Source organism: Pseudodesulfovibrio indicus, from assembly GCF_001563225.1.
GTDB classification, from domain to species: Bacteria; Desulfobacterota; Desulfovibrionia; order Desulfovibrionales; family Desulfovibrionaceae; genus Pseudodesulfovibrio; species Pseudodesulfovibrio indicus.
In genome coordinates this window covers 2,369,779-2,395,888 of record NZ_CP014206.1, presented here as the reverse complement: position 1 = coordinate 2,395,888, position 26,110 = coordinate 2,369,779, and the positions used below count along the sequence as shown (strand labels likewise).

General features: G+C 64.6%; 26 protein-coding genes and 1 tRNA gene. 20 read left to right on the top strand and 7 right to left on the bottom strand.

From position 1 onward, the window contains the following. The first annotated feature begins 62 nt into the window (after positions 1–62). Positions 63–641 (top strand): PilZ domain-containing protein, encoded by a 579-nt coding sequence (locus AWY79_RS10620; RefSeq protein ID WP_066803438.1) that lies wholly within the window; start codon positions 63–65, stop codon positions 639–641. Here the strand turns inward: AWY79_RS10620 and AWY79_RS10615 are convergent. Next, positions 638–1,006 (bottom strand): hypothetical protein, encoded by a 369-nt coding sequence (locus tag AWY79_RS10615; RefSeq protein WP_066803435.1) that lies wholly within the window; start codon positions 1,004–1,006, stop codon positions 638–640. The genes AWY79_RS10620 and AWY79_RS10615 overlap by 4 nt on opposite strands. A gap of 163 nt (positions 1,007–1,169) precedes the next feature. On the opposite strand from AWY79_RS10615, the gene AWY79_RS10610 reads away from it, so the two are divergent. From AWY79_RS10610 to AWY79_RS10600, 3 genes are read left to right on the top strand one after another with little or no spacing between them, the layout of a single operon-like run. Further along, complete coding sequence (locus tag AWY79_RS10610; protein WP_066803432.1) at positions 1,170–1,784, top strand: recombination-associated protein RdgC; 615 nt, start codon at positions 1,170–1,172, stop codon at positions 1,782–1,784. A 10-nt stretch (positions 1,785–1,794) separates the two neighbouring features. Beyond that, positions 1,795–2,316, top strand: coding sequence for a hypothetical protein (locus tag AWY79_RS10605; RefSeq protein WP_066803429.1), 522 nt, complete (start codon positions 1,795–1,797; stop codon positions 2,314–2,316). A 4-nt stretch (positions 2,317–2,320) separates the two neighbouring features. Beyond that, positions 2,321–2,887: an arylesterase gene (locus AWY79_RS10600; RefSeq protein ID WP_066803427.1), complete on the top strand. Its 567-nt coding sequence runs from the start codon at positions 2,321–2,323 to the stop codon at positions 2,885–2,887. Here the strand turns inward: AWY79_RS10600 and AWY79_RS10595 are convergent. Beyond that, on the bottom strand, positions 2,877–3,578 hold the full coding sequence (locus AWY79_RS10595) for a TVP38/TMEM64 family protein (RefSeq protein ID WP_066803425.1): 702 nt from the start codon (positions 3,576–3,578) through the stop codon (positions 2,877–2,879). The two genes, AWY79_RS10600 and AWY79_RS10595, sit on opposite strands and share 11 nt — an antisense overlap. Before the next feature lie 127 nt (positions 3,579–3,705). Here AWY79_RS10595 and AWY79_RS10590 point away from each other — a divergent pair, with 127 nt between their 5' ends. Further along, positions 3,706–5,376 (top strand): YcaO-like family protein, encoded by a 1,671-nt coding sequence (locus tag AWY79_RS10590; protein ID WP_066803422.1) that lies wholly within the window; start codon positions 3,706–3,708, stop codon positions 5,374–5,376. Here the strand turns inward: AWY79_RS10590 and AWY79_RS10585 are convergent. Beyond that, positions 5,360–6,682, bottom strand: a complete 1,323-nt coding sequence (locus AWY79_RS10585; RefSeq protein ID WP_066803419.1) for an APC family permease — start codon at positions 6,680–6,682, stop codon at positions 5,360–5,362. The two genes, AWY79_RS10590 and AWY79_RS10585, sit on opposite strands and share 17 nt — an antisense overlap. A gap of 343 nt (positions 6,683–7,025) precedes the next feature. Here AWY79_RS10585 and AWY79_RS10580 point away from each other — a divergent pair. Next, a tRNA-Leu gene (locus tag AWY79_RS10580) sits at positions 7,026–7,112 on the top strand. 174 nt (positions 7,113–7,286) lie between these two features. On the opposite strand, the gene AWY79_RS18830 is transcribed toward AWY79_RS10580, so the two are convergent. Further along, positions 7,287–7,583 (bottom strand): hypothetical protein, encoded by a 297-nt coding sequence (locus AWY79_RS18830; RefSeq protein WP_133987212.1) that lies wholly within the window; start codon positions 7,581–7,583, stop codon positions 7,287–7,289. A 355-nt stretch (positions 7,584–7,938) separates the two neighbouring features. Here AWY79_RS18830 and AWY79_RS10570 point away from each other — a divergent pair, with 355 nt between their 5' ends. From AWY79_RS10570 to AWY79_RS10530, 9 genes are all read left to right on the top strand, one after another. Further along, the gene (locus AWY79_RS10570) at positions 7,939–9,540 is read left to right on the top strand and encodes an ABC transporter substrate-binding protein (RefSeq protein WP_066803413.1); all 1,602 of its coding nucleotides are present in this window, start codon (positions 7,939–7,941) and stop codon (positions 9,538–9,540) included. A 58-nt stretch (positions 9,541–9,598) separates the two neighbouring features. Next, the gene (locus AWY79_RS10565) at positions 9,599–10,594 is read left to right on the top strand and encodes an ABC transporter permease (protein WP_066803410.1); all 996 of its coding nucleotides are present in this window, start codon (positions 9,599–9,601) and stop codon (positions 10,592–10,594) included. After that, positions 10,591–11,478 (top strand): ABC transporter permease, encoded by an 888-nt coding sequence (locus AWY79_RS10560; protein ID WP_233490900.1) that lies wholly within the window; start codon positions 10,591–10,593, stop codon positions 11,476–11,478. The genes AWY79_RS10565 and AWY79_RS10560 overlap by 4 nt, the downstream gene beginning before the upstream one ends. Positions 11,479–11,480: 2 nt before the next feature. Next, positions 11,481–12,404, top strand: coding sequence for an ABC transporter ATP-binding protein (locus AWY79_RS10555; RefSeq protein ID WP_066803408.1), 924 nt, complete (start codon positions 11,481–11,483; stop codon positions 12,402–12,404). After that, the gene (locus AWY79_RS10550; protein ID WP_066803406.1) at positions 12,397–13,038 is read left to right on the top strand and encodes an ABC transporter ATP-binding protein; all 642 of its coding nucleotides are present in this window, start codon (positions 12,397–12,399) and stop codon (positions 13,036–13,038) included. The genes AWY79_RS10555 and AWY79_RS10550 overlap by 8 nt, the downstream gene beginning before the upstream one ends. 350 nt (positions 13,039–13,388) lie before the next feature. Then, a complete protein-coding gene (locus tag AWY79_RS10545) occupies positions 13,389–14,405 on the top strand; it encodes an amino acid ABC transporter substrate-binding protein (protein ID WP_066803403.1) in 1,017 nt (338 codons plus the stop codon). 90 nt (positions 14,406–14,495) lie between these two features. Continuing rightward, positions 14,496–15,647, top strand: a complete 1,152-nt coding sequence (locus AWY79_RS10540; protein WP_066807178.1) for an amino acid ABC transporter permease — start codon at positions 14,496–14,498, stop codon at positions 15,645–15,647. After that, the gene (locus AWY79_RS10535) at positions 15,644–16,738 is read left to right on the top strand and encodes an amino acid ABC transporter permease (protein WP_066803401.1); all 1,095 of its coding nucleotides are present in this window, start codon (positions 15,644–15,646) and stop codon (positions 16,736–16,738) included. The genes AWY79_RS10540 and AWY79_RS10535 overlap by 4 nt, the downstream gene beginning before the upstream one ends. Before the next feature lie 10 nt (positions 16,739–16,748). Beyond that, on the top strand, positions 16,749–17,495 hold the full coding sequence (locus AWY79_RS10530; RefSeq protein WP_158509891.1) for an amino acid ABC transporter ATP-binding protein: 747 nt from the start codon (positions 16,749–16,751) through the stop codon (positions 17,493–17,495). A gap of 121 nt (positions 17,496–17,616) precedes the next feature. On the opposite strand, the gene AWY79_RS10525 is transcribed toward AWY79_RS10530, so the two are convergent. Next, positions 17,617–18,678: a TOBE domain-containing protein gene (locus AWY79_RS10525; RefSeq protein ID WP_066803395.1), complete on the bottom strand. Its 1,062-nt coding sequence runs from the start codon at positions 18,676–18,678 to the stop codon at positions 17,617–17,619. A 158-nt stretch (positions 18,679–18,836) separates the two neighbouring features. Here AWY79_RS10525 and modA point away from each other — a divergent pair, with 158 nt between their 5' ends. From modA to AWY79_RS10500, 5 genes are all read left to right on the top strand, one after another. Next, positions 18,837–19,571 (top strand): molybdate ABC transporter substrate-binding protein, encoded by a 735-nt coding sequence (gene modA / locus AWY79_RS10520; protein ID WP_066803392.1) that lies wholly within the window; start codon positions 18,837–18,839, stop codon positions 19,569–19,571. A 3-nt stretch (positions 19,572–19,574) separates the two neighbouring features. Continuing rightward, a complete protein-coding gene (locus AWY79_RS10515; protein WP_066803389.1) occupies positions 19,575–20,243 on the top strand; it encodes a molybdate ABC transporter permease subunit in 669 nt (222 codons plus the stop codon). Positions 20,244–20,251: 8 nt separating this feature from the next. After that, complete coding sequence (locus AWY79_RS10510) at positions 20,252–20,977, top strand: Rossmann-like domain-containing protein (protein WP_066803386.1); 726 nt, start codon at positions 20,252–20,254, stop codon at positions 20,975–20,977. Between the two features lie 190 nt (positions 20,978–21,167). After that, positions 21,168–22,958: an ABC transporter ATP-binding protein gene (locus AWY79_RS10505; protein ID WP_066803383.1), complete on the top strand. Its 1,791-nt coding sequence runs from the start codon at positions 21,168–21,170 to the stop codon at positions 22,956–22,958. After that, on the top strand, positions 22,955–23,527 hold the full coding sequence (locus tag AWY79_RS10500; protein WP_066803380.1) for a DUF922 domain-containing protein: 573 nt from the start codon (positions 22,955–22,957) through the stop codon (positions 23,525–23,527). The genes AWY79_RS10505 and AWY79_RS10500 overlap by 4 nt, the downstream gene beginning before the upstream one ends. Before the next feature lie 113 nt (positions 23,528–23,640). Here the strand turns inward: AWY79_RS10500 and AWY79_RS10495 are convergent, their stop codons facing one another. After that, positions 23,641–24,126, bottom strand: a complete 486-nt coding sequence (locus AWY79_RS10495) for a chemotaxis protein CheW (protein WP_066803377.1) — start codon at positions 24,124–24,126, stop codon at positions 23,641–23,643. An 8-nt stretch (positions 24,127–24,134) separates the two neighbouring features. Then, positions 24,135–25,796 (bottom strand): methyl-accepting chemotaxis protein, encoded by a 1,662-nt coding sequence (locus tag AWY79_RS10490; protein ID WP_066803374.1) that lies wholly within the window; start codon positions 25,794–25,796, stop codon positions 24,135–24,137. Positions 25,797–26,110 lie beyond the last annotated feature (314 nt).

The following is a 26,110-nucleotide window of genomic DNA, read 5'->3' as shown; positions in this document are numbered from 1 at the left end:
CACCCCGGTTTCCCATAGTATTGTCCGCAAACGGAAGCTCAACCTATTTGCGACGGTGACACATGGGTATCCTGGACAAGCTCGGCAGTCTCTTTTCCCGCTCCCCGAAAAAACGCCCGGCAAAGAAACCGGCCCGTGCCGCCGTCGGCAAATGCCCCGACGGCGAGTTGTCCGTGGACATGCAATGCAAGCCCAAGGGGCGCAAGAAGGCGGGCCGGTTCACCTCCGCCCCGGTGGACGAATCCGCCCTGGGGTTCAGCATCTCCATCAAGACCGACGGCGCCAGCAAGCGCAACGCCATCCGCGTCCAGGTGGACAATCTCACGGTCTTCATTCCCCGCCTGAACAAGACCCTGGAGGCGGCGGACATCAGCGCCACCGGTCTCGGGTTCCGTTTCCTCAAGCCGCGCGTCAAGGGCGGGGCCAAGATTCAGATGGACATCCTCCTCGACGGCAACAGGGAAGTCGAAGGCGTGACCTGCAAGGTCATGCGCCACGAACAGGGCGTGGTGGGCTGTGCCTTCATCGACCTGGACCGCGCCCAGGAAGACGCCATCAGCCGCATCGTCCTGCTGGGGCAAAAGCAGCAGGCCGAACGCAAGACGGCCCGAAAGGACCAGGACTTCAAGCTGCCGGACTAGGCCCCGCGCAGTTCGCCGATGTAGGCTTCGAGGTCGTTGGGATCGCCGGGCTTGTGGTCCTCGGGGTAGAGCAGCGCGGTCATGAAGAACACGCTGCCGATGCGCAGGGCCGTGGACGCGCTCATGGAGAAACGCTCCATGCGCTGGGCGATCTCGTCGCCGAGCTCGCCCTCCACCCGCTCCACCAGCTCCCAGGAGTTCTCGGCCAGACCGGCGAGCAGCTTGGCCTTCTCCTCCAGCTTGGCCCGGAAGGCGTCCTGGCCCGAGGAGGCCAGCGCGGCCTCGCCCTCGGCCTCGATCCGCTTCACCTCGGCATTGACTTTTTCCAGATATTCGATGAGTTCCAGCACAGTTTGATCCGGCATGGCCTGCTCCGTTTTTTCGGCAAGCATAGCCGTCAACCGAGGTGAAAACAAGGGCGGAACCCATTTCGTCCCGGACGGCCCCGACGGTAAATCCGCTTTACATGGCGGCCGATAGATTTTACCTCATGAGGTCCGTGAACCGAACATCCACAGGAGACTCGAATTGAGCATACTCTCCGCCAGCCTCGGGCTGACACGTTATCGCATAATAGAGGAAGTGCCCCGCGACCTGCTCCAGCAGGTGCCGGAAAAGCTGAAGCAGTTCTGCATGGTGGACATCGACGGCACCGCCGACGAGCGGTCCTTCGGCTGGACCAACATGGACGACATGCTGGACATGAACTGGGCCGTGTCGCCCCCGGAGAAGGCCGACTACTTCGTCTTCTCCCTGCGGCTCGACACCCGGCGCATCGCCCCTTCGGTGCTCAAGAAGCACAACACCATCGCCTTGAACAAGGAGATGGAGTACAACAAGGAGCAGGGCAAGAACTTCATCTCCCGCGACCGCAAGCGCGAGATCAAGGAGCAGGTCACTCTCAAGCTCCGCGCCCGCTCCCTGCCCATCCCGGCGGTGTTCGACATCATCTGGAACCCGACCGCCAACCGGGTCACCCTGGCGACCACCAACGCCAAGGTCCGCGCCCTGTTCGAGGACTACTTCACCCTGACCTTCGACCTGCACCTCGAACCGCTGACCCCGTTCTTCATGGCCATGGACATCCTCGGCGAAGAGGCCGCGCCCAGGCTGGAAAACCTCGACCCGACCATCTTCGTCTAAGGAGCGCCCCATGGACCTGTCACTCGTAGAACGCGAAAACACCCTGCTGGGCCAGGATTTCCTGACCTGGCTCTGGTACAAGACCGACCAGGACACCGTCCTGTTCAAGCTTGAGGACAACCGGACCTTCACCCTGCAGATGGAGCAGAAGCTCTCGGTCCAGGGCGGCGAGGGGGAAACCAAGGCCACGGCCACGGTCTCCAGCCCCGCCGGAGAGATGTCCGAGGCCAAGACCGGGCTGTCCACCGGCAAGAAGGTCAGCAAGGCGCAGCTGCTCTTCGCCATGGACCAGGACAACTGGCTGGTCACGGTGAACGCCGCCGACTTCGGCCTGTCCGGGCTGAAAACCCCGAAAATCAATACCAAGGACGACGAGGGCGACGACCCGGACGCCAAATTCCTGGAGAAGATCTTCCTCGTAGAGCGCTGCCTGGAGATGTTCGACGTGGTCTATACCCAGTTCCTGAACCTGCGCATGAGCAAGGACTGGGCCGAGGAAGCGGCCAGGGTCAAGCTCTGGATCAACGGGTAGCGCCGTGGCCGCCCCCCTGCGCATAGCCTGCTTCGGCGACAGCCTGACCGAAGGGTACGGCCTCTCCCCGGACGAGGCGCTGCCCGCCGTGCTGGAGCGGCGGCTGCGCGACGAGGGGTTGGACGTGGTCTGCCTGAATCACGGCGTTTCCGGCGACACGGCCGGCGACGGGGTGCAGCGGCTCGGCTCGGTGCTGGCCGAGGAGCCGCAGGCCGTGGTCCTGGAGTTCGGGGCCAACGACTGCTTCCTGGACGAGCCGGTGGAGGTGGTGGAGGCGCACCTGCGCATCCTCATCGAGCGGTTCAAGACCGGGGACATCCCGGTCCTGCTGGTGGGGGTCAACGCGGGGATGAACCCGGACTCGGTCTACCGGGAACGGTTCGAAGCGATCTTCCCGACCCTGGCCAAGCGGTACGGCGTGCCCCTGTTCCCGGACATCCTCGCCCCCTACCAGGGCGATCCCTCCCTGACCCTCATGGACGGGCTGCATCCCAATGCGGCGGGCGTGGAGGCCATGGGCCGCGCCCTGCTGCCCCAGGTCCTGGACCTGGCCCGGATCGTCACTCCGTAGGCGGAGCCTCCTCCGCGAACAATCGCTTCCGAATCCGGTGGACGACCAGGGCCACCGCCACTCCCGCCGCGCCCAGCGCAACGGCGGCCTCCACCGAGGCGCGCCCGTGCAGCCCCGAGATCAGCAGATGTCCGCCCGAGGCGAGAAAGACCGTTTCCGGGAGCATGCACGCCCAGGAGAGCAGCGCGTACGGCAGGGAGCGGACCTCGGTGATGCCGAGCAGGTAGCTGGTCACGGGAAAGGGCAGCACCGGGATGACCCGGCTCAGGGAGATGAGGTGCAGGGGGTGGACGCGGCTCAGCCCGAGCATGCGGCGGTACACGGGATGGTCCGCGAACCGCGCCCGGAGGCGGTCCCGCACGCCGTAGCGCGCCAGCAGGAACGCCCCCACCGCGCCGATGGTCATGCCCACGGACGCATAGGCCGTGCCCAGCTTCCAGCCGAAGAGCGCGCCCGCGGCCACCGTGAACAGCACCTGGGGCACGAGGAGCATGGTCAACAGCGCGTTCAGGCCGATGAACAGCAGCGGGGCCAGGCTGCCCTGGGCCGCCACAAAGGCGGACAGCCGGGACATGTACCGGTCGCCCCAATGCTCCAGGACCAGGGAGAGCAGGCCGAGCAGGCCGAAGGCCGCCCCGAACTTGAGCAGCATCGTCCAGGGAACGGCGTTCTTCCTTTGATCATCCTTCATGCGCACTCCCCTGTCCGCGAACCTTGTCTTCGGGCCTGTAATGCCATAGCGTGACGCCGGGTCCCGGTGCCCCCTATTCCGTACGGGGTATCGGACGAAAAATGAAGAGGGAAACCAAAGGACAACCATGCGCTACAAACTGCAGATGACCAATACGGACTTCGGCGTGGGCATGTTCGCCGCCCTGCCGGACGTGAACCTGAGCTTCAACGAGATGACCGCCCACCTCCGGGCACACCCCTTTGACGACTACATGCACGAGTTCGTGCTCCAGGGGTTCAAGGAGTTCCGCACCCGCAAGCTGGAAAAGCTCATCAAGGAAGTCATGAAGGACAAGGGCAAGTCCGACCCGGTCCTGACCGCCGTCATGTACGAGGCGTGCATCTGCCATCAGCGCCAGGCCCAGCTCCTGCCCCTGTTCGAGGGCATCGACCCCGAGGATTTCCTGGACTACACCCCGGCCATCCACATCCGCTCCCGCGCCCTCGCGGACCAGCCCCTGCACCGCAAGTGGACCGCCGTCTTCGGGCGCAACATTTTCACCCTGGCCCCGCTGCCGGCGCCGAAAGACGCGCCCGAGCCGCCCTTTGCGCCCGAGGAGCTTTCCGCGCCCGAACCGTTCACCGCCGCCGACGGGCTGGCCGCCCTCAAGGACCAGCTTCCGCCGCCCAAGCCGCGCGTCCCCCTGGCCGAGACCTCGGCCCGCGCCCTGGACGCCCTGGGCAAGGCCGACGCCTTCCTCGGCCCGGCCATGGAGCACAAGGCGTCCCTGTCGCCCGTGTCTCGACTGCGCAACTGGATGGTCAAGGTGCGCACGGTCAACGGCTCCCTGTCCAATTCCCTGGAGGGCATCCAGACCTGCTACGGACGCGGCCTGTCGCGAGAGCGCGCCGACGCCTCCTATTCCATGGAGATGGCCGAACGGTTCTCGTCCTATGCCAGCTTCGGACCCAAGGGCGTGCTCGGCTACGCCCGCGAATACCCGCTGATCTTCGCCGCCTACGACGAACTGGACCTGCCCGCGGTGAACCCCGCCGATATCCGGCTGGAAGTCCCCTACGCGGGCCAGAAGCTCCACTGGATCGAAGGCCACGGCCCGGACAATGAGCCGATCCTGGTGCCGGCCCAATTCATCTTCCTGTTCTGCAACCTGGACGAGCAGTCCCTGTTCAGCGCGCTGGGTTCCACCGGCCTGGCCTCGGGCAACACCCTGGCCGAAGCCAAGGTGGCCGCCCTGACCGAGGTCATCGAGCGCGACTCGGACGCGACCATGCTCCACCATCCCGACCGCTGCTTCAAGGTGGAGACCGACGACCCGGAGATCGGCAAGCTGCTGGAGAACTACCGCGAGGACGGCATCGACGTCTGGTTCATGGACATGACCACCGAGCTGGGCGTGCCGTGCTACAAGTCCGTTGTCCTGGGACATCACGGCGACGTGAACAAGGGCGGCGGCTGCTCGCTCTCCGGCCCCTCCGCGCTGGTCTCGGCCATGACCGAAACCGCCTATCCCTACCCCGGCCCCAAGAGCGGTCCGGCCCCCGAAGGGCTGGCCGTGCGCAGGCTGGAGGACCTGCCCGACTTCTCCACCGGCAGCGCCGAGGGCGACCTGATGGTCCTGGAGAAGACGCTCACGGCCAACGGATACCGCCCCGCCTACGTGGACCTGACCCGCAGGGACCTGAGCATCCCGGTGGTCCGGGCGGTCATTCCGGGGCTGGAGCTGATCTCCGACTTCGACCAGTATTCGCGCGTCAGCCCCAGGCTGTACCGCAACTATCTCAAATTGTTCGCCTAGTCTTGCAGTTGCGCAGGCTCTTGCGCGGCCCCTTGGTGCCGATGGTCCGGTAGAAGACCTCCAGCACGCCTGCCCCGCCGTACAGCGCGGCCAGGACCCAGGCGGACGAAGGATTGTCGCTCACGCTCTGCCAGACCATGGCCCCGAAGGCCGCCACGCAGGCCGCCACGCCCGCCAGGGATACGGCCCGGTCCAGCGCGGTGCTCCCCTTGTCCTTGACGTTGGCCGCGTTGACCACGGCGAACACGGACAGGAAGCCCGCGCTGCCCAGGGTGGAGATGGCCGTCAGGTCCGCCGCATTGGCCAGGATCAGGGCGAGGGCCGTGGTCACCAGCAGCCCTTCCAGGGGTTGGCCCCACATCTGCCGCTCCAGCTCGGCGGGCAGCTCCCCCTCCTTGGCGATGGTGTAGCAGAGCCTGGACGAGCCGTAGAGGGTGGCGTTGATGGCGCTGAAGGTGGAGAGCAGCGCGGCCACGGCGATGAGCGTGAATCCGGCCTGGCCCAGGAACGGCTTGGCGGCCTCGGCCAGGGCGTAGTCGCGGGCGTCGGCGATGGCGGTCAGCTCCAGGTTGCCGACCACGACCACGGCGATGGCCACGTACAGCAGGACCACGAATCCCACGGATATGAAAAAGGCGAGCGGCAGGTTGCGCGCCGGGTCGCGGATGTCGCCGCCGGTATTGGCGATCAGCTCGAACCCTTCGTAGGCCACGAAGATGATCATCCCGCCCGCCACCAGCGGAAGCAGCGGCACCCAGGTATCCGGGGCCAGCCGCGCAGGCTCGACGCCCTTCCAGCCCACCCCCAGAAAGAAGAGCAGAATGGCGATCTTGACCACCACCACGTAGGTCTCGGCCTTGCCCACCACCTTGGCGGACGCCATGTTCAGCACGGCGGGCAGGACGATGGCCAGGGTGATCAGGCCGTGGCGCACCAGCCAGCCGCCCTGGTCCGGGAAGAAGACCGCCCCGTAGGACCCGAAGGCGTGGGCGTAGAGCGAGAGCATGATCACGTAGGAGAACCAGAGCAGCACGTTGAGCGCGCCCACGTGCATGGACTTGCCGAAGACCCGGTCCAGGAAGACCACGGTGCCGCCCGGCCCGGCATAGCGCACCGAAAGCCGCGCGTAGGACGAGGCCGTAATCAACGCCACCAGCCCGGCAAAGGCGAACGCCAGGGGCGTGCCGCCCTTGGCCAGCTGCACGCTCAGCCCCAGCACCGCGAAGATGCCGCCGCCGACCATGCCGCCCACGCCGATGGCCACGGCGCCCCACAACCCCATTTTCCCATTGTCTTCCGCTGCCATGCTCCTCCCAAAGGAATCGGGGCCACCCCCGGCCCCCGTTGGACACCGGCCCATCGGCCGGATGCGCCGACGATACTCCAACCCCGCCCAACAATAAAGCGGCCCGCTCGCACGGCATTCCCAATCCAATCCCCCGCCACACACACCGGCCCCGCACCCAGGCCCCGTACCCAGGCCACACACGGCCCGGCGATTCGGCCAGGGATTCCGCGGTCCGGCCCCCAACCGCGCCGTCCCCGACCGCGCCGCCTTCCGACCGCGCCGCCGCCTGACCTCGCTTTCACCCAACCACCCAAAACCGTTGACTCCCCGCCGCTTTGCGCGATACTGAAACACACCCCAAGCCCGGGTGGTGGAATTGGTAGACACCAGGGACTTAAAATCCCTTGCTCTTCGGAGCGTGCGGGTTCAAATCCCGCCCCGGGTACCAGGAATGACGAGGCCTCCCAAGGGAGGCCTTTTTTCTTGGCGGCTTTATCCGCCGGGAAAAGGGGATTGCGGCAGGCGCCGGGCGCGGGGAATGACGGGGTCGGCTGACGGGGGTCTCGCTCAGGAGATAAGGCGGCGCGGGGGCATCGTGCCCTGCGCCGCCCGGGCTTCCGGTCTAGCCGTGGCTGTGGCCGTGGTCGTCGCCGCCGTCATGGGCATGGTCCGCATCATGGCTGTGGGAACCGTGCTCGTGCAGGTGTTCGCCGTCCGCGCCGTGTTCGTGGCCGTGGCTGTGGGAATGGCTGTGAACATGGGAATGTTCGTGCGAATGGGTGGTGCCGTCCTCGTGCGTGTGCTCGTGCACATGGGTGTGTTGGTGCTCATGCTCGTGGTCGTGCTTGGCCTTGTCCCCGTGGGCGTGCTGATGCGCGACCCGGTCCTTGCCGAGATTGCAACCGCAGTTCTTGCACATATGTGTTCTCCTGTGGGTTACCTGTGGCCTTCCCTCTGTCTGCAAACATAGCCCATCCCCTCTCCCAAGCAAACCCCGCAAGAATAATTATCCCGTATATGCGAAGGCATACGCCCTCGCCGCCCATGTCGCGCCGTTGGCACGATATGCCGGTTCGTTTGCGGCAACGGCCACCGTAACAAGGGTGATCACACCGGCTCTCCTCAAGAAAAGCCCGCATGTATCCGCCTCTGGAGACAGTACGAGATGCACAGTTTGATTAATTTAAACATCGTAGGCTATTGTTGACACGTTTTTTAAATTCATGTTATCCAGCGCGATCGTTTTTCAATCCAGTATTCAAAGTGAGGAGTACATGCACGCTTTCCGCAACTTCCGCGCAGGAAGATTCCTGCTCGCCGCGCTGGCGGGTCTGCTGGTCCTGGCGACCCTGGCCGCGACCCCGGCTCTGGCCAAGGACACGCTCACCCTGGCCATCAAGGGCGAACCCGACGACGGCTACGACCCGACCCTGGGCTGGGGCCGCTACGGCAACCCCCTGTTCCAGTCCACCTTGCTCAGGCGGGACGAGAACCTGAACATCGTCAATGAGCTGGCCACTGCCGCCGAGCTGTCCGCCGACGGCCTGACCTGGGATGTGACCATCCGCGAGGACGCGAAATTTTCCGACGGTTCCCAGCTGACCGCCGAAGACGTGGCCTATACCTTCAACACCGCCGCGGCATCGGGCGGCAAGGTCGACCTGATCAACATGGACAAGGCCGAGGCCATCTCCGGCAACGCCGTCCGCATCACCCTCAAGAAACGCGACACGACCTTCATCAACCGGCTCATCAGCCTGGGCATCGTGCCCAAGGCCCTGCACGGTCCCGGCTACGCCAGAAAGCCCGTTGGTTCCGGCCCCTACAGGATGGTGGAATGGCACGAAGGGCAGCAGATGATCGCCGAGATCAATCCGAACTATTTCGGCGACAAGCCGTACTTCAAGCGGCTGGTCTTCCTGTTCACCGACGAGGACACCTCCTTTGCCGCGGCCAAGGCGGGCCAGGTGGACGTCGTCGTTGTTCCGCAGGCCCTGGCCATGCAGACCGTGCCCGGCATGGTCATGCATTCGGTGCAGAGCGTGGACAACCGGGGCCTGCTGATGCCCTTCGTGCCGAACACCGGCCGGAAGACCGACAAGGGCGCGCCCATCGGCAACAACGTCACCTCGGACCTCGCCATCCGCAAGGCGATCAACGTGGCCATTGACCGGAAGGTACTGGTCCAGGGCGTGCTCGAAGGATTCGGCAGCCCGGCATACGGCCCGTGCGACGGCCTGCCCTGGGATAACCCCGAAAACAAATTCAAGGACGGCGACCCGGACGCGGCGCGCAAGCTCCTGGCCGACGCGGGCTGGAAGGACACCGACAACGACGGCATCGTCGAGAAGAACGGCGTCAAGGCCGAAATCACCGTCCTTTACCCCGCCGACCGGGCCATCCGCCAATACCTGGCCCTGGCCGTGGCCGACATGCTCAAGCCCGTGGGCATCCACGCCATCGTCGAGGGCAAGCGCGGCTGGGACGAGATCAAGCACCGCATGCACTCCGACGTGGTCGTCTTCGGCTGGGGCGCGCACGACCCCATCGAGGTCTACCAGCTCTATTCGAGCCACCACGCGGGCGACGGCTGGAACAACCCCGGCTACTACGCCAACGCCAAGGTCGACGAATACCTGGACGGCGCCGTCTCCGCCGACAGCTACGAAGCCTCCCTGGACCTCTGGAAGAAAGCCCAGTGGGACGGCAAGACCGGCTCCAACGCCCACGGCGATGCCCCCTGGGTGTGGATGGTCAACCTCGAGCACACCTATTTCATCAGCGAGCACCTCGACGTGGGCGTTTCGCAGGTGGAACCCCACGGTCACGGCTGGCCCATCACCGCCAACATCCAGAAGTGGACCTGGAAAGACTAACCCTTGCCTCCCGGCGGCGCGGCTACACCTCCTCGCGCCGCCGGGACCCGGATGTGACATGCACATAATCACCCCTTCCTTCTGCCTGGGAAAGCTCGGACGGCTGACGCTGATCCTGTCGCTGGTCTCGGTCCTGGCCTTCACCCTGGTCTCCCTGTCCCCGGTGGACCCCGTTTCCGCCTACATCGGCATCGATCGCATGCAGATCAGCATCGAGCAGGAACAGCGCATCATCGAGCGCTGGGGACTGGACCGGCCCGCGCCCGAACGGTTCTTCATCTGGGCGGGCAACGTGCTCCGGGGCGACCTGGGGCAATCCATGATCTTCAACGAACCGGTGACCACGGTCATCGGCAAGCGGTTCGTGACCTCCCTCTGGCTCATGGCCTCGGCCTGGCTGCTGTCCGGGGTGTTCGGCTTCGTCCTCGGCGTGGTGGCGGGCACCAACCGCAACTCCCTGGCCGATCGGGCCATCCGGCTCTACAGCTACACCCTCGCCTCGACCCCGTCCTTCTGGATGGGGCTGGTCCTGCTGGCCGTGTTTTCCGTGTCCCTGGGCTGGACGCCCATCTGCTGCGCCACCCCGCCGGGCATCTCCCCGGACGACGCCACCCTGTGGCAGCGGCTGCACCACCTGGTCCTGCCCGCCGCCACCCTGTCCGTCATCGGCGTGGCCCAGATCGCCCTGCACACCCGCGAAAAGACCATTGACGCCATGAACAGCGAATACGCCCTGTTCGCCCTGGCCCAGGGCGAGACACGGGCGGGCGTGGCCTGGCGGCATGCGGTGCGCAACGTGGCCCTGCCCGCGGTGACCCTCCAGTTCGCCTCCCTGGGCGAGCTCTTCGGCGGATCGGTCCTGGCCGAACAGGTCTTCTCCTATCCCGGGCTGGGACAGGCCACGGTGGAGGCGGGCATCCGGGGCGACGTCCCCCTGCTGCTCGGCATCACCCTGTTCAGCGCCGTGTTCGTCTTTTCCGGCAACCTCATCGCCGACATCCTGTACGGGGTGCTCGACCCGCGCATCCGCATCGGCGCGGAGGAGGCGAGATGACGACCCTCACCAAGGACACCCGCTCCCCGGCCGACCGGCTGTACTTCCTGGCCGCGCGGATGCGGCTCATGGACGGCCGAGGCCGCGCCGCCTGGGTCATCGGGCTCTGCCTGGCCTATTTCACCGTGCTGGTCGCCACCTCGCGGCTCATGGACGATGCCGGGCTGACCACGGATTTCCTGCACAAGAAGCTGCCGCCCTGCCTGGAATACCCCTTCGGCACGGACTGGCTGGGCCGCGACATGCTCGTGCGCACGGTCAAGGGGCTGACCCGCAGCCTCGGCATCGGGCTGCTGGCGGCCACGGTCAGCTCGGTGGTCTCCGTGGTGCTCGGCACCCTGTCCGCGACCATGGGCAGGCGGACCGACGCCGTGGTCACCACCCTCGTGGACCTGGTCATGGCCACCCCGCACCTGGTCCTGCTCATCCTGGTCTCGTTCGCCTGCGGCGGCGGGGCCACCGGGGTGATCATCGCCGTGGCCGTGTCCCACTGGACCCGGCTGGCGCGCATCATCCGGGCGGAAATCCTGCAACTCAAGCAGGCGGAGTTCGTCATGGTTTCGCGCCGTCTCGGCCGTTCGCCCTGGTGGATTGCGCGCAAGCACATGCTCCCGCACATCATCCCCCAGTTCACCATCGGCCTGATCCTGCTCTTTCCGCACGCCATCCTGCACGCGGCCGGGCTGACCTTCCTCGGCTTCGGGCTGTCGCCGCACAACCCGTCCATAGGCATCCTGCTGTCCGAGTCCATGCGCCACATCTCGACCGGCTACTGGTGGCTGGCCATTCTGCCCGGCCTGTCCCTGCTGGTCACGGTCAAGCTGTTCGACGTCCTGGGCAACAGCCTGCGCGTCATCACCGATCCCAAAACCAGCCAGGAGTAACCATGCTGTCCGTTCGCAACCTGTCCATCGAATTTTCCCGCTACGGCAAGGGATGGCAACGGAGGACCCTGCACCCGGTGCGGGACCTGTCGCTGACCATCGAATCGGGGGAGATTCTGGCCGTGGTCGGCTCCAGCGGCTCGGGCAAGAGCCTGCTGGCCCACGCCATCCTCGGCCTGCTGCCGGGCAATGCCCGCTCCAGCGGAGAAATCCTGTTCGACGGCGAGCCCGTGACCCAGCGCACCGTGGCCCGGTTGCGCGGCAAGCGGATCGCGCTCATCCCGCAATCCGTGGCCTACCTGAACCCGCTGTCCAGGGTGGGCAGCCAGGTATACCGGGCGTCGCGCCTGAGCGGCCAATGCTGCCGGGACGCGGCCAGACGCACCGACCACGCCTTCGACCGCTACCGGCTGGAGAGCAGGGTCAAATCCATGTACCCGTTCCAGGTGTCCGGGGGCATGGCCCGGCGCGTGCTCACGGCCACGGCCACGGCGGGCGACGCCGAGCTGCTCATCGCCGACGAGCCGACCACCGGGCTGGACCCGACCGTGGCCCGGCAGTCCCTGACCCACCTCCGGGAGCTGGCCGACGCGGGCAAGGGGATCATGCTCATCACCCACGACATCGACGCCGCCGTGACCATCGCGGACCGGGTGGCGGTCATCTATGCCGGAACAACGGTGGAGCTCACTCCGGCCCTGGCCTTCACGTCCGGAGGCGGGCTCCTCCACCCGTACACCCGCGCCCTGTGGAACGCCCTCCCGCAGCAGGATTTCCGCTATGTCGCCGGGAACCAGCCCATGGAGGACCGGATGGTCGGGGGGTGCATCTACGCCGACCGGTGCGCGGCCAGGACCGAGGAATGCGGCCTGCCGCAACCCCTGCGCCCGGTGGGGGCAAACCAGGTGAGGTGCTGCCATGCTTAAATGCGACAAGCTCTTTTTCCGCTATGAGACCACGGATTGGATCATCCGGGGGCTGGACTTCGACGTCCGCCCCGGCGAAGTGGTCGGGTTGCCCGGCCCCAGCGGACGCGGCAAGTCCACCCTGGCCAAGATCCTGGCCGGGCACCTGACGCCGCAGCAGGGAACCGTGACCTGCGACGGCGCGCCCCTGCCCAAGGACGCCTTCTGTCCGGTGCAGCTCATTTTCCAGCATCCGGAACTGACCATGAACCCGCGCTGGAAGCTCGGCGACAGTCTGAACGAAGGCTGGCGACCCGACCTCTGCACCCTGAAGGCGCTGAACGTCGAACCCGCCTGGCTGAACCGCTATCCCCACGAACTTTCGGGAGGCGAACTCCAGCGGTTGGCCCTGGCCCGGATCATGGCCCCGCAGACCCGCTACCTCATCGCCGACGAGATGACCGCCATGCTCGACCCCAACACCCAGGCCCTGGTCTGGGACGCGGTCCTCGGCTGGGCCGAGAAGCGGAACGTGGGCATCCTGGCCATCAGCCACGACCGTCACCTGCTCGACCGGGTGGCCCACCGCATCGACGAGACCTTCGCCCCGGCCGGTCTCCCGCCCAGGGAAGACCGCTGCATGGCCGCCGCATGACGGGTTGCCCGACGCCCTGAACCCGCAGGGATCGATGAACCGGACGCTCCCCCGACCACCCGGTGTCCCCAGGTCTCCCCCGTCCTGTCCGATCCCCTCGCAGGCCAGGCCGCGAACACGGTGGCCCCGGTCGGCTGAGCGGGCTTGCGTTCTTTGCGCAACACCCTGTCGAGATTAAGTAATCAGCCAGCGCAACGAGGACGCTTTCCGCGCGCCCCCCTCTCCCCTTCCCGGTCGATTAGTTCCCCCCTTTCATTGACAGTCAGCTCCATGTCTGTAACACAACTGTAACTCTACCGTAACATTATCTTGGCCGTGCAATAGCGGTCGCCCCATCAAGGAGAGAGAGGATGAAACTCATCGGAAAACTGTTTTTGGCTTTGGCCCTGACCGCCATGGTGGCCACCGGAGCCCTGGCCGGCACCCTGGAGAAAGTACAGAAGAGCGGCGAGCTCGTGCTGGGCGTCAGCGAAGGCGTGGCGGGCTTTTCCGCCCCTGATTCCAACGGCCGTTGGGCCGGTTTCGACGCGGACATGGGCCGCGCCGTGGCCGCCGCCGTGCTGAAGAACCCCGAGGCCGTCAAGTTCGTGCCGCTGGCTTCCAAGCAGAAGATCGTGGCCGTGTCCTCCGGCCAGGTGGACCTGTCCCGCGGCACCACCTGGACCATGAAGCGCGACTGCAAGCAGGGCGTGGATTTCACCGTGGTCCTGTTCTATGACGGCCAGGGTTTGATGGTGAAGAAGAGCCTCGGCGTGGACAAGGCCACCGACCTGAACGGCGCCTCCGTGGCCGTTGTCTCCGGCACCACCTCCGAGCTGAACGTGGCCGACTTCGCCCGGGCCAACAACATCAAGCTGGAGACCGTGGTCTTCGAGTCCAAGAAGGAGGCCTTCAACGCCTATGTCGCCGGTCGCGCCGACGCCTTCACCACCGACGTCAGCCAGCTGGCCTCCCTGCGCGCGGGCGCGGCCGACCCGGACGAGCACATCATCCTGCCCGAAGTCTTTTCCAAGGAGCCCCTGTCTCCCTTCGTCCGCCACGGCGACCAGCAGTGGAAGGACCTGGTGACCTGGATTCTCTTCGGCCTCATCGAAGCCGAGGAAAAGGGCATCACCCAGGCCAACGTCCTGGAAGTGAAGGCCAAGTCCACCGACCCGGTGGTCCAGCGCATGCTGGGCGCCTCCGGCGACGTCGGCTCCTTCCTCGGCCTGGACAACGACTGGCTGGTCCGCGCCATCCAGGCCGTGGGCAACTACGGCGAGATGTACGACCGCAACTTCGGCCCCAAGAGCGCGCTGAAGATCCCCAGGGGCCACAACAACCTGTGGACCAAGGGCGGCCTGATCTACGCCATGCCCATCCGCTAGGCAAAGCAGCTTCACAGCCCGAAACGCCGCACCGGCCGGAACTTCCGGCCGGTGCGGACCTTCGTTCACCTCCAAGCAAAGCCGATCGTCTTGAACACTTCCAAGCTGAAAGAACAGTTGCCCGCGCTGCTGACCCAGACCCTGGTGGTCGGGGCCATCCTCTACGTGGCCCTGCAACTCTTCCACAACACCCAGGCCAACCTGGAGGCGCGGAACATCGCGTCCGGCTTCCGGTTCCTGACCGTGGAGGGCGGGCTGCCCATCAACGACAGCCTCCTGCCCTATTCCCCCGCCGACACCTACGGACGGGCCTTTTTCATCGGCATCCTGAACACCCTGTTCGTGTCCGCGCTGTCCATCATGCTGGCCACCGTGCTCGGCGTGCTGGTGGGCGTGGCCCGCGTGTCGAGCAACTGGCTGGTGGCCAAGCTTGCCGCCGTGTACGTGGAGGTGCTCAGGAACATCCCCCTGCTGCTGACCCTGTTTTTCTGCTACTCCACCCTGCTGGCCTTCCTGCCCGCGCCGCGCCTGAGCGTGGTCCCCTTCGGCGACATCTTCATCAACAACCGGGGCGTGTTCGTCCCCCGCCCGCTCTTCCAGGACGGCTTCGGCTGGGTGCTCCTTACCCTGGGCGCCGCCCTCGCGGCCTCGGTGTTCCTGGTGCGCAAGTCCAAGCGGATGCGCGACGAGACCGGACGCGGCCTGCCTTCGGGGTGGATATCCCTGGGGCTGATCCTCGGGCTGCCCCTGGCCGCCTATTACATTCTCGGCCGCCCCCTCGAATTCGACGTGCCGGTGCTCAAGGGGTTCAACTTCAAGGGCGGCATGGTCCTGCGCCCGGAGTTCACGGCCCTGCTCATCGGCCTGGTCCTGTACACCGCCGCCTTCATCGGCGAGAACGTGCGAAGCGGCATCCAGTCCGTGGACAAGGGCCAGCTCGACGCGGCCAAGGCCCTGGGGCTTCGGCCCGGCCCGATCATGCGCAAGGTGATCCTGCCCCAGACCCTGCGCGTGTGCATCCCGGCCACCACCAACGACTACACCAGCCTGGTCAAGAACAGCTCGCTGGCCGTGGCCATCGGCTATCCCGACATGGTCTCCATCGGCGGGACCATCATCGGCCAGAACGACCAGGCCATCGAGGTCATCGGCATGTGGATGGCGGTCTACCTGACCATCAACCTGGTCGTGTCCCTGGTCATGAACTGGTTCAACGCAAAGGTGCAGCTGGTGGAACGATGAGCGAACAACTCAAGACCTTCGTCCCCTGCCCCTGCTGCCCGCCTCCGACGGCGGCCAAGGGCGTGATCCTCTGGTTGCGGACCAATCTCTTTTCCGGCTGGTTCAACTCCGCGCTCACGGTGCTGGCCCTGCTTCTGCTGGCCCGGGTCGTCCCGCCCCTGGTGAACTGGGCGCTGATCCACGCCGTGTGGTCCGGCGGCCCGGAGATGTGCACCAACTCCGGCGCGTGCTGGGCATTCATCGCGGACAAGGCGCGGGTCATGCTCATCGGCACCTATCCGCAGGACCTGGCCTGGCGGCCCCTGGCGGCGGCCATCCTGTTCGCGGGCGTGATCGCGGCCACGGTCAGCGGACGCTGCAAAAAGCGGTTCCTGGCCGGGGTCTGGCCGGTGGTGCTGGTGGCGATTCTGTGGCTGATCGGCGGCGGCCTCGGTTTGGCCGAGGTGGACCAGTCCATGTGGGGCGGGCTGATGCTCTCCCTGGGCCTGGCCGCCGTGGGCATCATCTTCTCGGTGCCCTTCGGCATCCTGCTCGCCCTCGGACGGCAGTCCAGGATGGTCGGCATCAGCTCCGTGTGCATCGGCTTCATCGAGCTGGTGCGCGGCGTGCCGCTGATCACCATCCTGTTCATGGCCTCGGTGATGATGCCCCTGTTCCTGCCCGTGAACCTCCAGATCAACAACCTGCTCAGGGTCCAGGTGGGCATCATCCTGTTCTCGTCCGCGTACATCGCCGAGGTGGTGCGCGGCGGGCTCCAGGCCGTGCCGAGCGGCCAGCTCGACGCGGCCAAGGCGCTGGGCCTGTCCAAGTGGATGATCACCCTGTTCGTGGTCCTGCCCCAGGCCCTGCGCTACGTGCTCCCGGCTTTGATCGGGCGGTGCATCGCCCTGTTCAAGGACACCTCCCTGGTGATCATCGTGGGGTTGCTCGACTTCCTCGGCATGGCCAAGGCCGCATCCCAGGACCAGCACTGGCTGGGCCACGACGTCGAGGGATACGTGTTCTGCGCCGTGGTCTACTGGTGCATCTGCTTCGGCATGAGCCGCTATGGCCGCAGCCTGGAAAAACGCGGCCCGCAAACCAACAGATAGAAGGCTTTCCATGACTTCCGACGAAATCATCATCGACGTGAAAGGGCTGAACAAGTGGTACGGCGACTTCCACGTCCTCAAGAATATCGACCTGGAGGTACGCAAGGGCGAACGCATCGTCATCTGCGGCCCGTCCGGGTCCGGCAAGTCCACGCTCATCCGCTGCATGAACCGCCTTGAGCGCCACCAGGAAGGGACCATCATCGTGGACGGCACCGAACTGACCGGCAACCTCAAGGGGCTGGAGAAGATCCGCCGCGAGGTGGGCATGGTCTTCCAGAACTTCAACCTGTTCCCGCACATGACCGTGCTGGAGAACCTGACCCTGGCCCCCATATGGGTGCGCAAGATGCCCCGGCGCGAGGCCGAGGCCACGGCCATGCACTTTCTGGAGCGGGTGCGCATCGCCGAACAGTCGGGCAAGTACCCCGGCCAGCTCTCGGGCGGCCAGCAGCAGCGCGTGGCCATCGCCCGCGCCCTGTGCATGAACCCGAACATCCTGCTCTTCGACGAGCCGACCTCGGCCCTGGACCCCGAAATGATCAAGGAGGTCCTCGACGTCATGGTCGCCCTGGCCGAGGAGAACATGACCATGGTCTGCGTGACCCACGAGATGGGCTTCGCCCGCACCGTGGCCGACCGGATCATCTTCATGGATTGCGGCGAGATCGTGGAGCAGAATTCCCCGGAGGAGTTCTTCTCCAACCCGCGCTTCGACCGCACCAAACAGTTCCTGAGCCAGATCCTGCAACACTGATCCGGCCACCCGAAATACATGCAAAAGCCCTTTTCCCGGTCCGGGGAAAGGGCTTTTTTTTCGGGCAATGCCGCGCCCGAGGACTTGGCGCCGACCGGCGGCTGCCGAGGGGGACGAAAGCTCAGAGCTGAACCGTGTTCAGGACCACGGACAACGCCTTGAACCAGAACTCCACCGGGTCGCCCGCCTTGAGGTCCAGGTCCTCGGCGCTCTGGGCCGAGATCAGGGCGCAGACGTCGGAACCGTCGGGAAGGCGTCCCAGGACCTCGGACAGGACCGGGGTGGACGTCACGCGCAGGGTTTCGGCCTCCAGCCGGTTGCGGGCGCTGCCCTCGAGATGCCCCTCCCGCCGCAGGACGTTGACCAGCGGGGCCTTGACCGTGGCGATGACCGGGCTGCCGACGACGATCTTGAGGTTGCGCAGGGAGTCCATGGTGATGACCGCGCTGATGCGAAGGCAGGAGCGGGTCTCCAGGACCACCTGGGCCATGACCTCGTCGGTCTGGACCTCCACCACGTGGCCCACGAAGGAGTTGCGCGCGGAGGTCCGCTTGCGCATGGCCTCGTGGGCGGTGCGCACGATGGACTGCACGTCGCCGGAGGAGAACTGCTGGAAGTTGGCGGTCAGGTCCAGGGAGGACTGGCCCAGAACCTCCTTGACGATGGTGATGGGTACCCCGCCCCTGAGCATCTCCACGGCCCGGGTGTTGCGCAGGGACTTGGGGCAGACCAGGTCCTTGGACAACCCGCACTCCTTGCCGCGCTCATAGCAGATGCGTCGAAAATAGCCGGGGTCCACGCGGAACAGCTCGCCGCGCAACCCGTACCCCATGGGGCTCTCCATGAACGCCGCCAGCTCGGCGAAGAAATCTTCGGGCAGCGGCACCTCCCGGGGACGCTCCTCGCGGCCCAGCCGCACGAACGGCCCTTCCGGGGCAAAGGCCGTGGCGTCGTCCAGGGCCAGAATCTCCCCCAGCCGCGCACCGGTATGCCGGACCATCAGGAACAGGAGCCAGAGCCGGGTCCGGGCGCGGACGCTGTCCATGCGCCGGGCGCCGTCCTTCCAGTTCCGGAAGGCGTCCTCCAGGGCCCGCGTCTGTTCCGGTTCGAGGTAGCTTACCTGATCGGATACGCTGAAGAATTCCCGGGGACACAACTTGCCTGACGGCTTCATATCTCTCATCGGCTGATCACCTGCGGACTATCACGAATTTAACCGTTCGCGTGACTGGGTTGCGACATAACAGCACAGAACATAGGGAATTAATCAACGGGACACAACCCGAACGAAACGGGCAAGAAACACCTTCCTATCCCCGGAGCACCTAAGGAGTATTTTCCATGCGCATGATCCGAATTTTCGCCCTTGTTTCCGCTCTGCTCTTCGCTCTTCCGGCCCAGGCCGGGGCCACGGACTCCGTGGTCCTGGCCGCAGGGGCGGGCTACAAGAAAATGGTCAACGCCCTGTACGAGACGTACCAGAAGAAGACCGGCGCGCAGATCGACCTCATATACGGCAACATGGGCAGGGTCACCACCCTGGCCAAGGAAAGCGGCAAGGTGGACATCGTCCTGGGCGACGCCCAGTTCCTGCTCAAGAAGGCAGCCCTGCCCGTGACCGTGAAGACCGAGCTCGGCCGCGGCCGCCTGGTCCTGGCCTTTGCCAAGGGGTCCAAATTCTCCAAGGTCGCGGACCTGGACAACCCCGAGGCCGGACGCATCGCCATGCCCGACACCAGCAAGGCGATTTACGGCCGCGCGGCGCGCCAGTTCCTCGAACAGACGGGCAGGCTCCCGGCCATCCAGTCCCGCCTGGTGGAGGTCGCCACCGTGCCCCAGGTCTTCTCCTACCTGGCCACGGGCGAGGTGGACATGGGCTTCCTGAACCTGACCCACGTCCTCAACGTGGCCGACAAGCTCGGCGGGTACGAGGTCCTGGACGACAAGGACTATGCGCCCATCAGCATCATCGCGGGCATCCTGACCACCAGCCCGAACAAGGCCGGGGCCGAAGCATTCCTCGCGTTCCTCAAGACGGACGAAGCCCAGGCCATCGTCAGGGCGAACGGCCTGTAGCATATGGACTTTCTGGGGATTCTGGCCCAGCCGACGACCCTCCATCCGATCCGGCTGACCCTCAAGGCGCTGGCCGTGTCCGGTGGGCTGCACTTGGTCCTGGGCGTGCTCATCGCCTACTACCTGACCTCGGGCCGGGGGCCGTTGCGTTCGGCGGTGGACTTCCTGGTGACCCTGCCGCTGGTTTTCCCGCCCATCGCCACCGGGTTCGTCCTGCTCATGCTGCTGGGGCGGACCGGCTGGCTCGGCCGGATAGCCCCGGTGGACATCATCTTCAACTTCCCCGGAGTGGTCATCGCCTCCTTCGTGTCCGGCCTGCCGCTGATGGTCAAGCCGGTGGAGGCCGCCCTCAAGGGGGACGTGAAAAAGCTGGCCGAGATATCCCAGGTGCTCGGCAAGACGGACTGGCAGACGTTCTGGCTGGTGCTGCTGCCCAATATCCGGCGCAACGTGCTCGCGGGCTGGTTTCTGGCCATCGGGCGGTCGCTGGGCGAGGTGGGCGTGACGCTCATGCTCGGCGGCAACATCATCGGCAAGACCAACACCCTTTCACTGGAAATATACAACGCGGTCTTCAGCGGCGAGTTCGACCGGGCCATGGTCCTGGCCGTGGTCATCGGCTGCTTCTCGCTGGCCGTTTTCGCGGCCCTGAAGAAACTGGCCGCAGTCTAGGAGCAGATATGAAACCCCTGTTGGAAACCCTGCACGCCAAAGCCATCGACCTCTGGACCAGGGAAGGCATTCTCAAGGAAGGCATCACCGTCACCGCCGCCCCGTTGAGCGTCAAGGAGGCCATAGGCGACCCCGAAGCCGACGACTTTCCCATCCAGAAGGGCAAGGAGAAGCTCGTGGAGGCGGTCTTCCGCGACGCGCGGGGCCAGGCCTTCACCGACCATTACGGCAACTTCTCCGGCACCCTGGACGAGGTGGCCGCCCTGCCCCTGACCACCAACCGCAACCGGTCGGTGTTCATCTCGACCCTCAACGCCGTGAGCCGCTCCCTGGGATTGTGCTCGAACACGGTCCACTGTCGCGACAAGGGCCCCGGCCTGTGTGCCAAGGAGGTCTACGAAACGATCGCGGCGCGCCACGGCAGGTGCAAGGTGACCATCATCGGGTTCCAGCCCGCCCTGGCCGAGGCCATGAACGCCAAGACCGACGTTCGCCTCGTGGACCTGGACCCGGACAACATCGGCCGGACCAAACGCGGGGTGCTGGTCGAGGGCGGGGAAGTCACCCGGGACGCCATGGACTGGGCGGACCTGCTGCTCGTCACCGGGACCACGCTCGGCAACAACTCCATCGATCAATTCCTCACCGGCAAACCCGTGCTCTTCTACGGCACGACCATTGCCGGGGCGGCCAGCCTCATGGGGCTGAACCGCTACTGTCCGCAGAGCAGCTAGGGGGTCTCCTCCATTACCCTCCCCCGCTGCCGGAAGGGGGCTCCCTATTGCCGCATGGGAGCCCCCTTCCAAGACCGCGGGACGCCAGATCCCCGGTCCGTCCGAACATTACCCTTTACTCCGTGGCCCTCAGGCCTTATTTGAGTGGGCATCAAGAACATCATCCCCGACACGGGGTTCAGGAGATCTTTTGGCCCGCCAACCCAGACTGCACCAGTTCAGCAACCGCTACCTGCTCAAACGCAGCATCGGTTATTTCAAACCCTACAAGATGCGGGTCGCCCTGGCCGCCCTGTCCATGCTGCTCCTCAGCCCCATCGGACCGGCCCTGGCCTGGATCGGCAAATACGTCACGGACGACGTCCTTATCGCCAAGGACATGGACATGCTCAAGCTGTGCATCTGGGGATTCATGGCCCTGTGGCTGCTCAGGGGGGTGCTCATGATCGGCCAGGTCTACACCATGAACGCCACCGGCGTCCTCGTCCTGCGCGACATCCGCAACGAGCTGTTCAGGAAGATCATCCGGCTCCCCATGCCCTACTTCGCCGAGAGCGAGATCGGCATGCTCATGAGCCGGATCACCGCGGACGTCACCGCCGTTCGCGTCTGCCTGCCCAGCGTGCTGATGTTCATCAGGCAGATCTTCACCCTGATAGCCCTTGTGGGCTCCGCCATCTACATCGACGCCTACCTGGCCTTCTGGGCGCTGGTGGTCATGCCCCTGGCCATCTATCCGTTCATCTATTTCGGAAAGAAAATCCGGAAATACGGCCGCAAGACCCAGGCCGAGCTGTCCGGCATCAACGTGGTTCTGGAAGAAAGCTTCTCCGGCATCAAGGTCATCAAGGCCTTTGCCAACGAAATCCGCGAAAATTTCAAGTTCAGCAAGGAAAACGACAGCCTGTCCCGAATCCTCATCCGCAAGCTGCTCTACAACGAAGGCTCATCCAGGGTCATGGACATCGTCGGAGCGAGCGCGGGCGCAGCTGTCATGTGGTTCGGCGGCATGCGCGTCGTCAGCGGCGAGATGACCCCGGGCGACCTGATCACCTTCTCCCTGCTGGTCGTCCAGATCTACGAGCCGATCAAGAAGCTCAACGCCTCCAACAACGAAATCCAGAGCGGCCTGGCCGGAGCGGAGCGCGTCTTCGACATCCTCGACGCCCCGACCATCGAGATCGAGGAGAGCGGCGACGTGGTGTTCGACGGGAAGCTGCGCAGCCTGGAGTTCAAGGACATCCACTTCACCTATCCCGGCTGCCCGGCACCGGCGGTGGACGGCGTGTCCCTGACCATCGAAGCAGGGCAGCGCGTGGCCGTGGTCGGCCCCAGCGGGTCCGGCAAGACCACCCTGGTCAACCTCATCCCCAGGTTTTACGAACCCCAGCAGGGGGCCGTGGAACTCAACGGCGTCCCCCTGAGCCGGTACACCCTGGACAGCCTGCGACTGCACCTTGGCCTGGTCTCCCAGGACACCTTCCTGTTCAACGTGTCCATCAGCGAAAACATCGCCTACGCCCAGGACGAATACGACATGGACGCGATCCGGGCCGCCGCCGAGGGGGCCTATGCCCACGAGTTCATCACCGCCATGACCGACGGCTACGACACCGTGGTCGGCGAAGGCGGGGTCAAGATTTCCGGCGGCCAGAAGCAGCGGCTGACCATCGCCCGCGCGATCATGAAGAACCCCTGCCTGCTCATCCTGGACGAGGCCACCAGCGCCCTGGACACCGAGTCGGAACGCGTGGTCCAGGCCGCGCTCGACAATCTCATGCAGGGCCGCACTTCCATCGTCATCGCCCATCGCCTCTCGACCATTCTCACTGCGGATGTTATAGTGGTCATGGAAAAGGGCAGGATCGTGGCCACGGGACGCCACGAGGAACTCCTGGAGACCTGCCCGCTGTACGACCGTCTGTACCAGATGCAATTCGAGGATCGCGGTGCGGACGAAACCTGTCCGTTGCCGTCATGACCAGAAAGCTGACCATCGCCCTCATCGCCCTGCTCCTCCTGACCGCGCCCGCCCTGGCGGACGTGGTGCGCACCGTGCACAGCGAGTACTACACCGTGCAGGGGACCAACAAGGCCGAGATTTACAACGACCTGCGCCACAACTCCCCGCTCAACAAGGGAGATGATACCTACCAGGCGCACACCCGGACCAGCATCCGCACCACCTACAAGATTCTGCAACGCGGCAACCAGTGCCAGATCAAGGACGTGGTCGTGCACCTGGACCTGACCTACCTGTATCCCAAGCTCCTGCACAGCGTGGACTACGAGACCCGCACCTGGTGGAAGGACTTCTACGGCCAGCTCGAAGAGCATGAGCTGATCCACGGCGAAATCTCCTCCAAGGCCGCCCACCGCCTGGACGACATCCTCGAAAACCTCGGCCCCGGGGACTGCGGCGGCTACAAGAACATCATCAAGGTCAAGATCAAGCAGGTCATGGACCGCATGAAGCAGGACCAGGCCGCCTACGACAAGCTCGTGGAGCACGGCCTCAAGCAGGACCGCAACATGGGCCGGTATCCCTAGGCCCGATGTCTCTCCACGGCAGGCGGGAGGGCATGCCCCCGCGCCGCCGAGACGAGTGGGAATCCCATACAAAAGGAGGGGCAAAAGCCCCTCCTCGCATTTGTAGCCCTTGGTCAGGCCGCCTTGGTTTCCGGCGCCTGCTTGAGCGGGACCTCCTCGTCCGCGAAAATGGAGTCCGCGTCCAGAAGGATGATGAACTGGTCACCCTGATAGCCCAGCCCCGCCATATAGCTTGCGTCGACGGAACTGCCGAGACGCGGCGGAGGCTCGATGGCCTCCTCGGACAGGTCGATCACCTCCCGGACGGAATCGACCACGATCCCGACGGTGAGGACGCCGCTCTCGAACAGCACATCCAGGATGATGATGCAGGTGTCCACGGTCCGACCGGCCTTGTCCATGCCGAGCTTGCTGCGCATGTCCACCACCGGGATGGCGTGGCCGCGAATGTTGATGACCCCCTTCATGTGGTCGGGAGTGAGCGGCAGCTTGGAGACGTCGGTGAGCTCCAGCACCTCCCGCACCTTGACTATATCAAGGGCGAACACCTCCCCATCCAGTCCGAAGGTCAGGTATTGCTTGACTGCTTGTTCAGACATGACGCTCCCTAGAACCGCTCGAATTCCGATTCCGAGTCATCGCTCATATTCAGATCAACGGACCGGGCCACGCTCTTGACGGGCTTCTGCAATCTCCCCTGAGCCAAGGCGGCGCGAGGCTTGGAGGCCACCTTCACGCGGGACGCGCCGGGCGCATTCCGGGTGTCGGCCAGCTTGAAGAACTCCATGGTCATTTGCATCTCCTGCGCCTGGGCGGAGAGCTCCTCGCTGGCCGAGGCCATCTCCTCCGAAGCGGAGGCGCTCTGCTGGATCACGGTGTCGAGCTGGACGATCGCGGCGCTAATCTGTTCGGCGCCGCTGTTCTGCTCGGCGCTGGCGGCGGCGATTTCCTGCACCAGTTCAGCCGTCTTTTCGATGTTGGGGACCAGCGAAGTGAGCAGCGCCCCCGCGTTTTCCGCGATCTGCACGCTCGTTGACGAGAGTTCGCTGATCTCGGACGCCGCGGTTCCGCTGCGTTCGGCCAACTTGCGCACTTCCGCGGCTACCACGGCGAAGCCCTTGCCGTGCTCGCCGGCGCGGGCCGCCTCAATGGCCGCGTTCAGCGCCAGCAGGTTCGTCTGACGCGCTATCTCCTCGATGATGGAGATCTTGTCGGCAATCTCCTTCATGGCGCCCACGGTCTGGGTAACGGCTTCCCCGCCCTGGCGCGCATCCTGGGCGCTCTGCCGGGCGATCTCCTCCGTCTTGTGGGCATTATCGGCGTTCTGCTCGATATTGCTGACCATTTCCTCCATGCTGGAGGACACTTCCTCGGCGGTCGCCGCCTGTTCCGTCGCACCCTGGCTCGTCTCCTCGGCGGCAGAGCTGATCTGCACGCTGCCTGCGGCCACGTTGTCGGCCGCCTGCAGGATGTTGCCGACGACTCCCTGCAGTTGTTCGACCATTTGCTGCATGGCCGCGAATACGCCCACGGATTTCTTTCCGGTGTTCAGATTCACCGTAAGGTCACCTCCGGCGATCCTCCCGGCAATGTCGGCCAGGCGAGCAGGCTCCTCACCGAGCTGGTTGAGAAGGCTCCGGACTATGAACAAGCTCAGGATGACGCTGATGACGACCACCGACAACAGGATGCAGATGACCCACAACTTCGCGCTCTCGTAATTGGCGTCTCCCATCGCGCTCTGTTCGTTCGCTCCCTCATTGTTCAGCTGGATGAGTTCACCGAGCGTGGCGCTGGCCTTGTCGAAGAGCTCCTGCCCTTCGCCGCGCAGGAGCGCCTTGGCCTCATCCGTCCTGTTGTTGCGGGACATATCAAGGAACTTTGCATGCAACGTCATGTAGCGCTTCCACATTTCCATGAACCGATCGAACATCGCTTGTTCCGTTTCGGAAGAGATGAGCGGCACGTACTTTTTTTCCGCCTCGGCAATGAGCGCCAACTGGGCATCCATATCCTGTTCAAACCGCTGCATGCTCTTTTCGGTCATTGACAAAGTGTGCTGCAACTCGGCGATGCGAAAATCGGATGTCGCCGTATTAATCTTGTTGATGTTAACGAGCGACGGTATCCAGTTGTCATTCATTATAGTCGAGTCGCTATTTATTGCAGACATACGCACCAGAGAAAAAACACCCAGCACTATAGACAGTATTATGGTGCAGGAAAATGCCGTTCCTAGCTTTACAGACACCCGCTCGAATAATTTCATGATCACTCTCCGTAATATGGTTAATATCAATCCAATTTCTATTAAATGTTAGCCCAACGACCACAATGCAAGAGTGAAATCCATTATATTCTCATAGCGTACACTCTGTTTCGACACTGATTATTACATATCTACCTTTGAATTATAGCGACCATCGACTACTCCAAAACTTACATAGAAAAATTCTATAGACAAAGTTTTCTTTTTGCGTATTTATAAATAGTGAATTCCTTTCGAAGTGAAATTTTCGACCTAAAACCTTTCAATACAGAATATTTTTATAATATTCGATTGCTGTTTTAGCGAAATGCCGA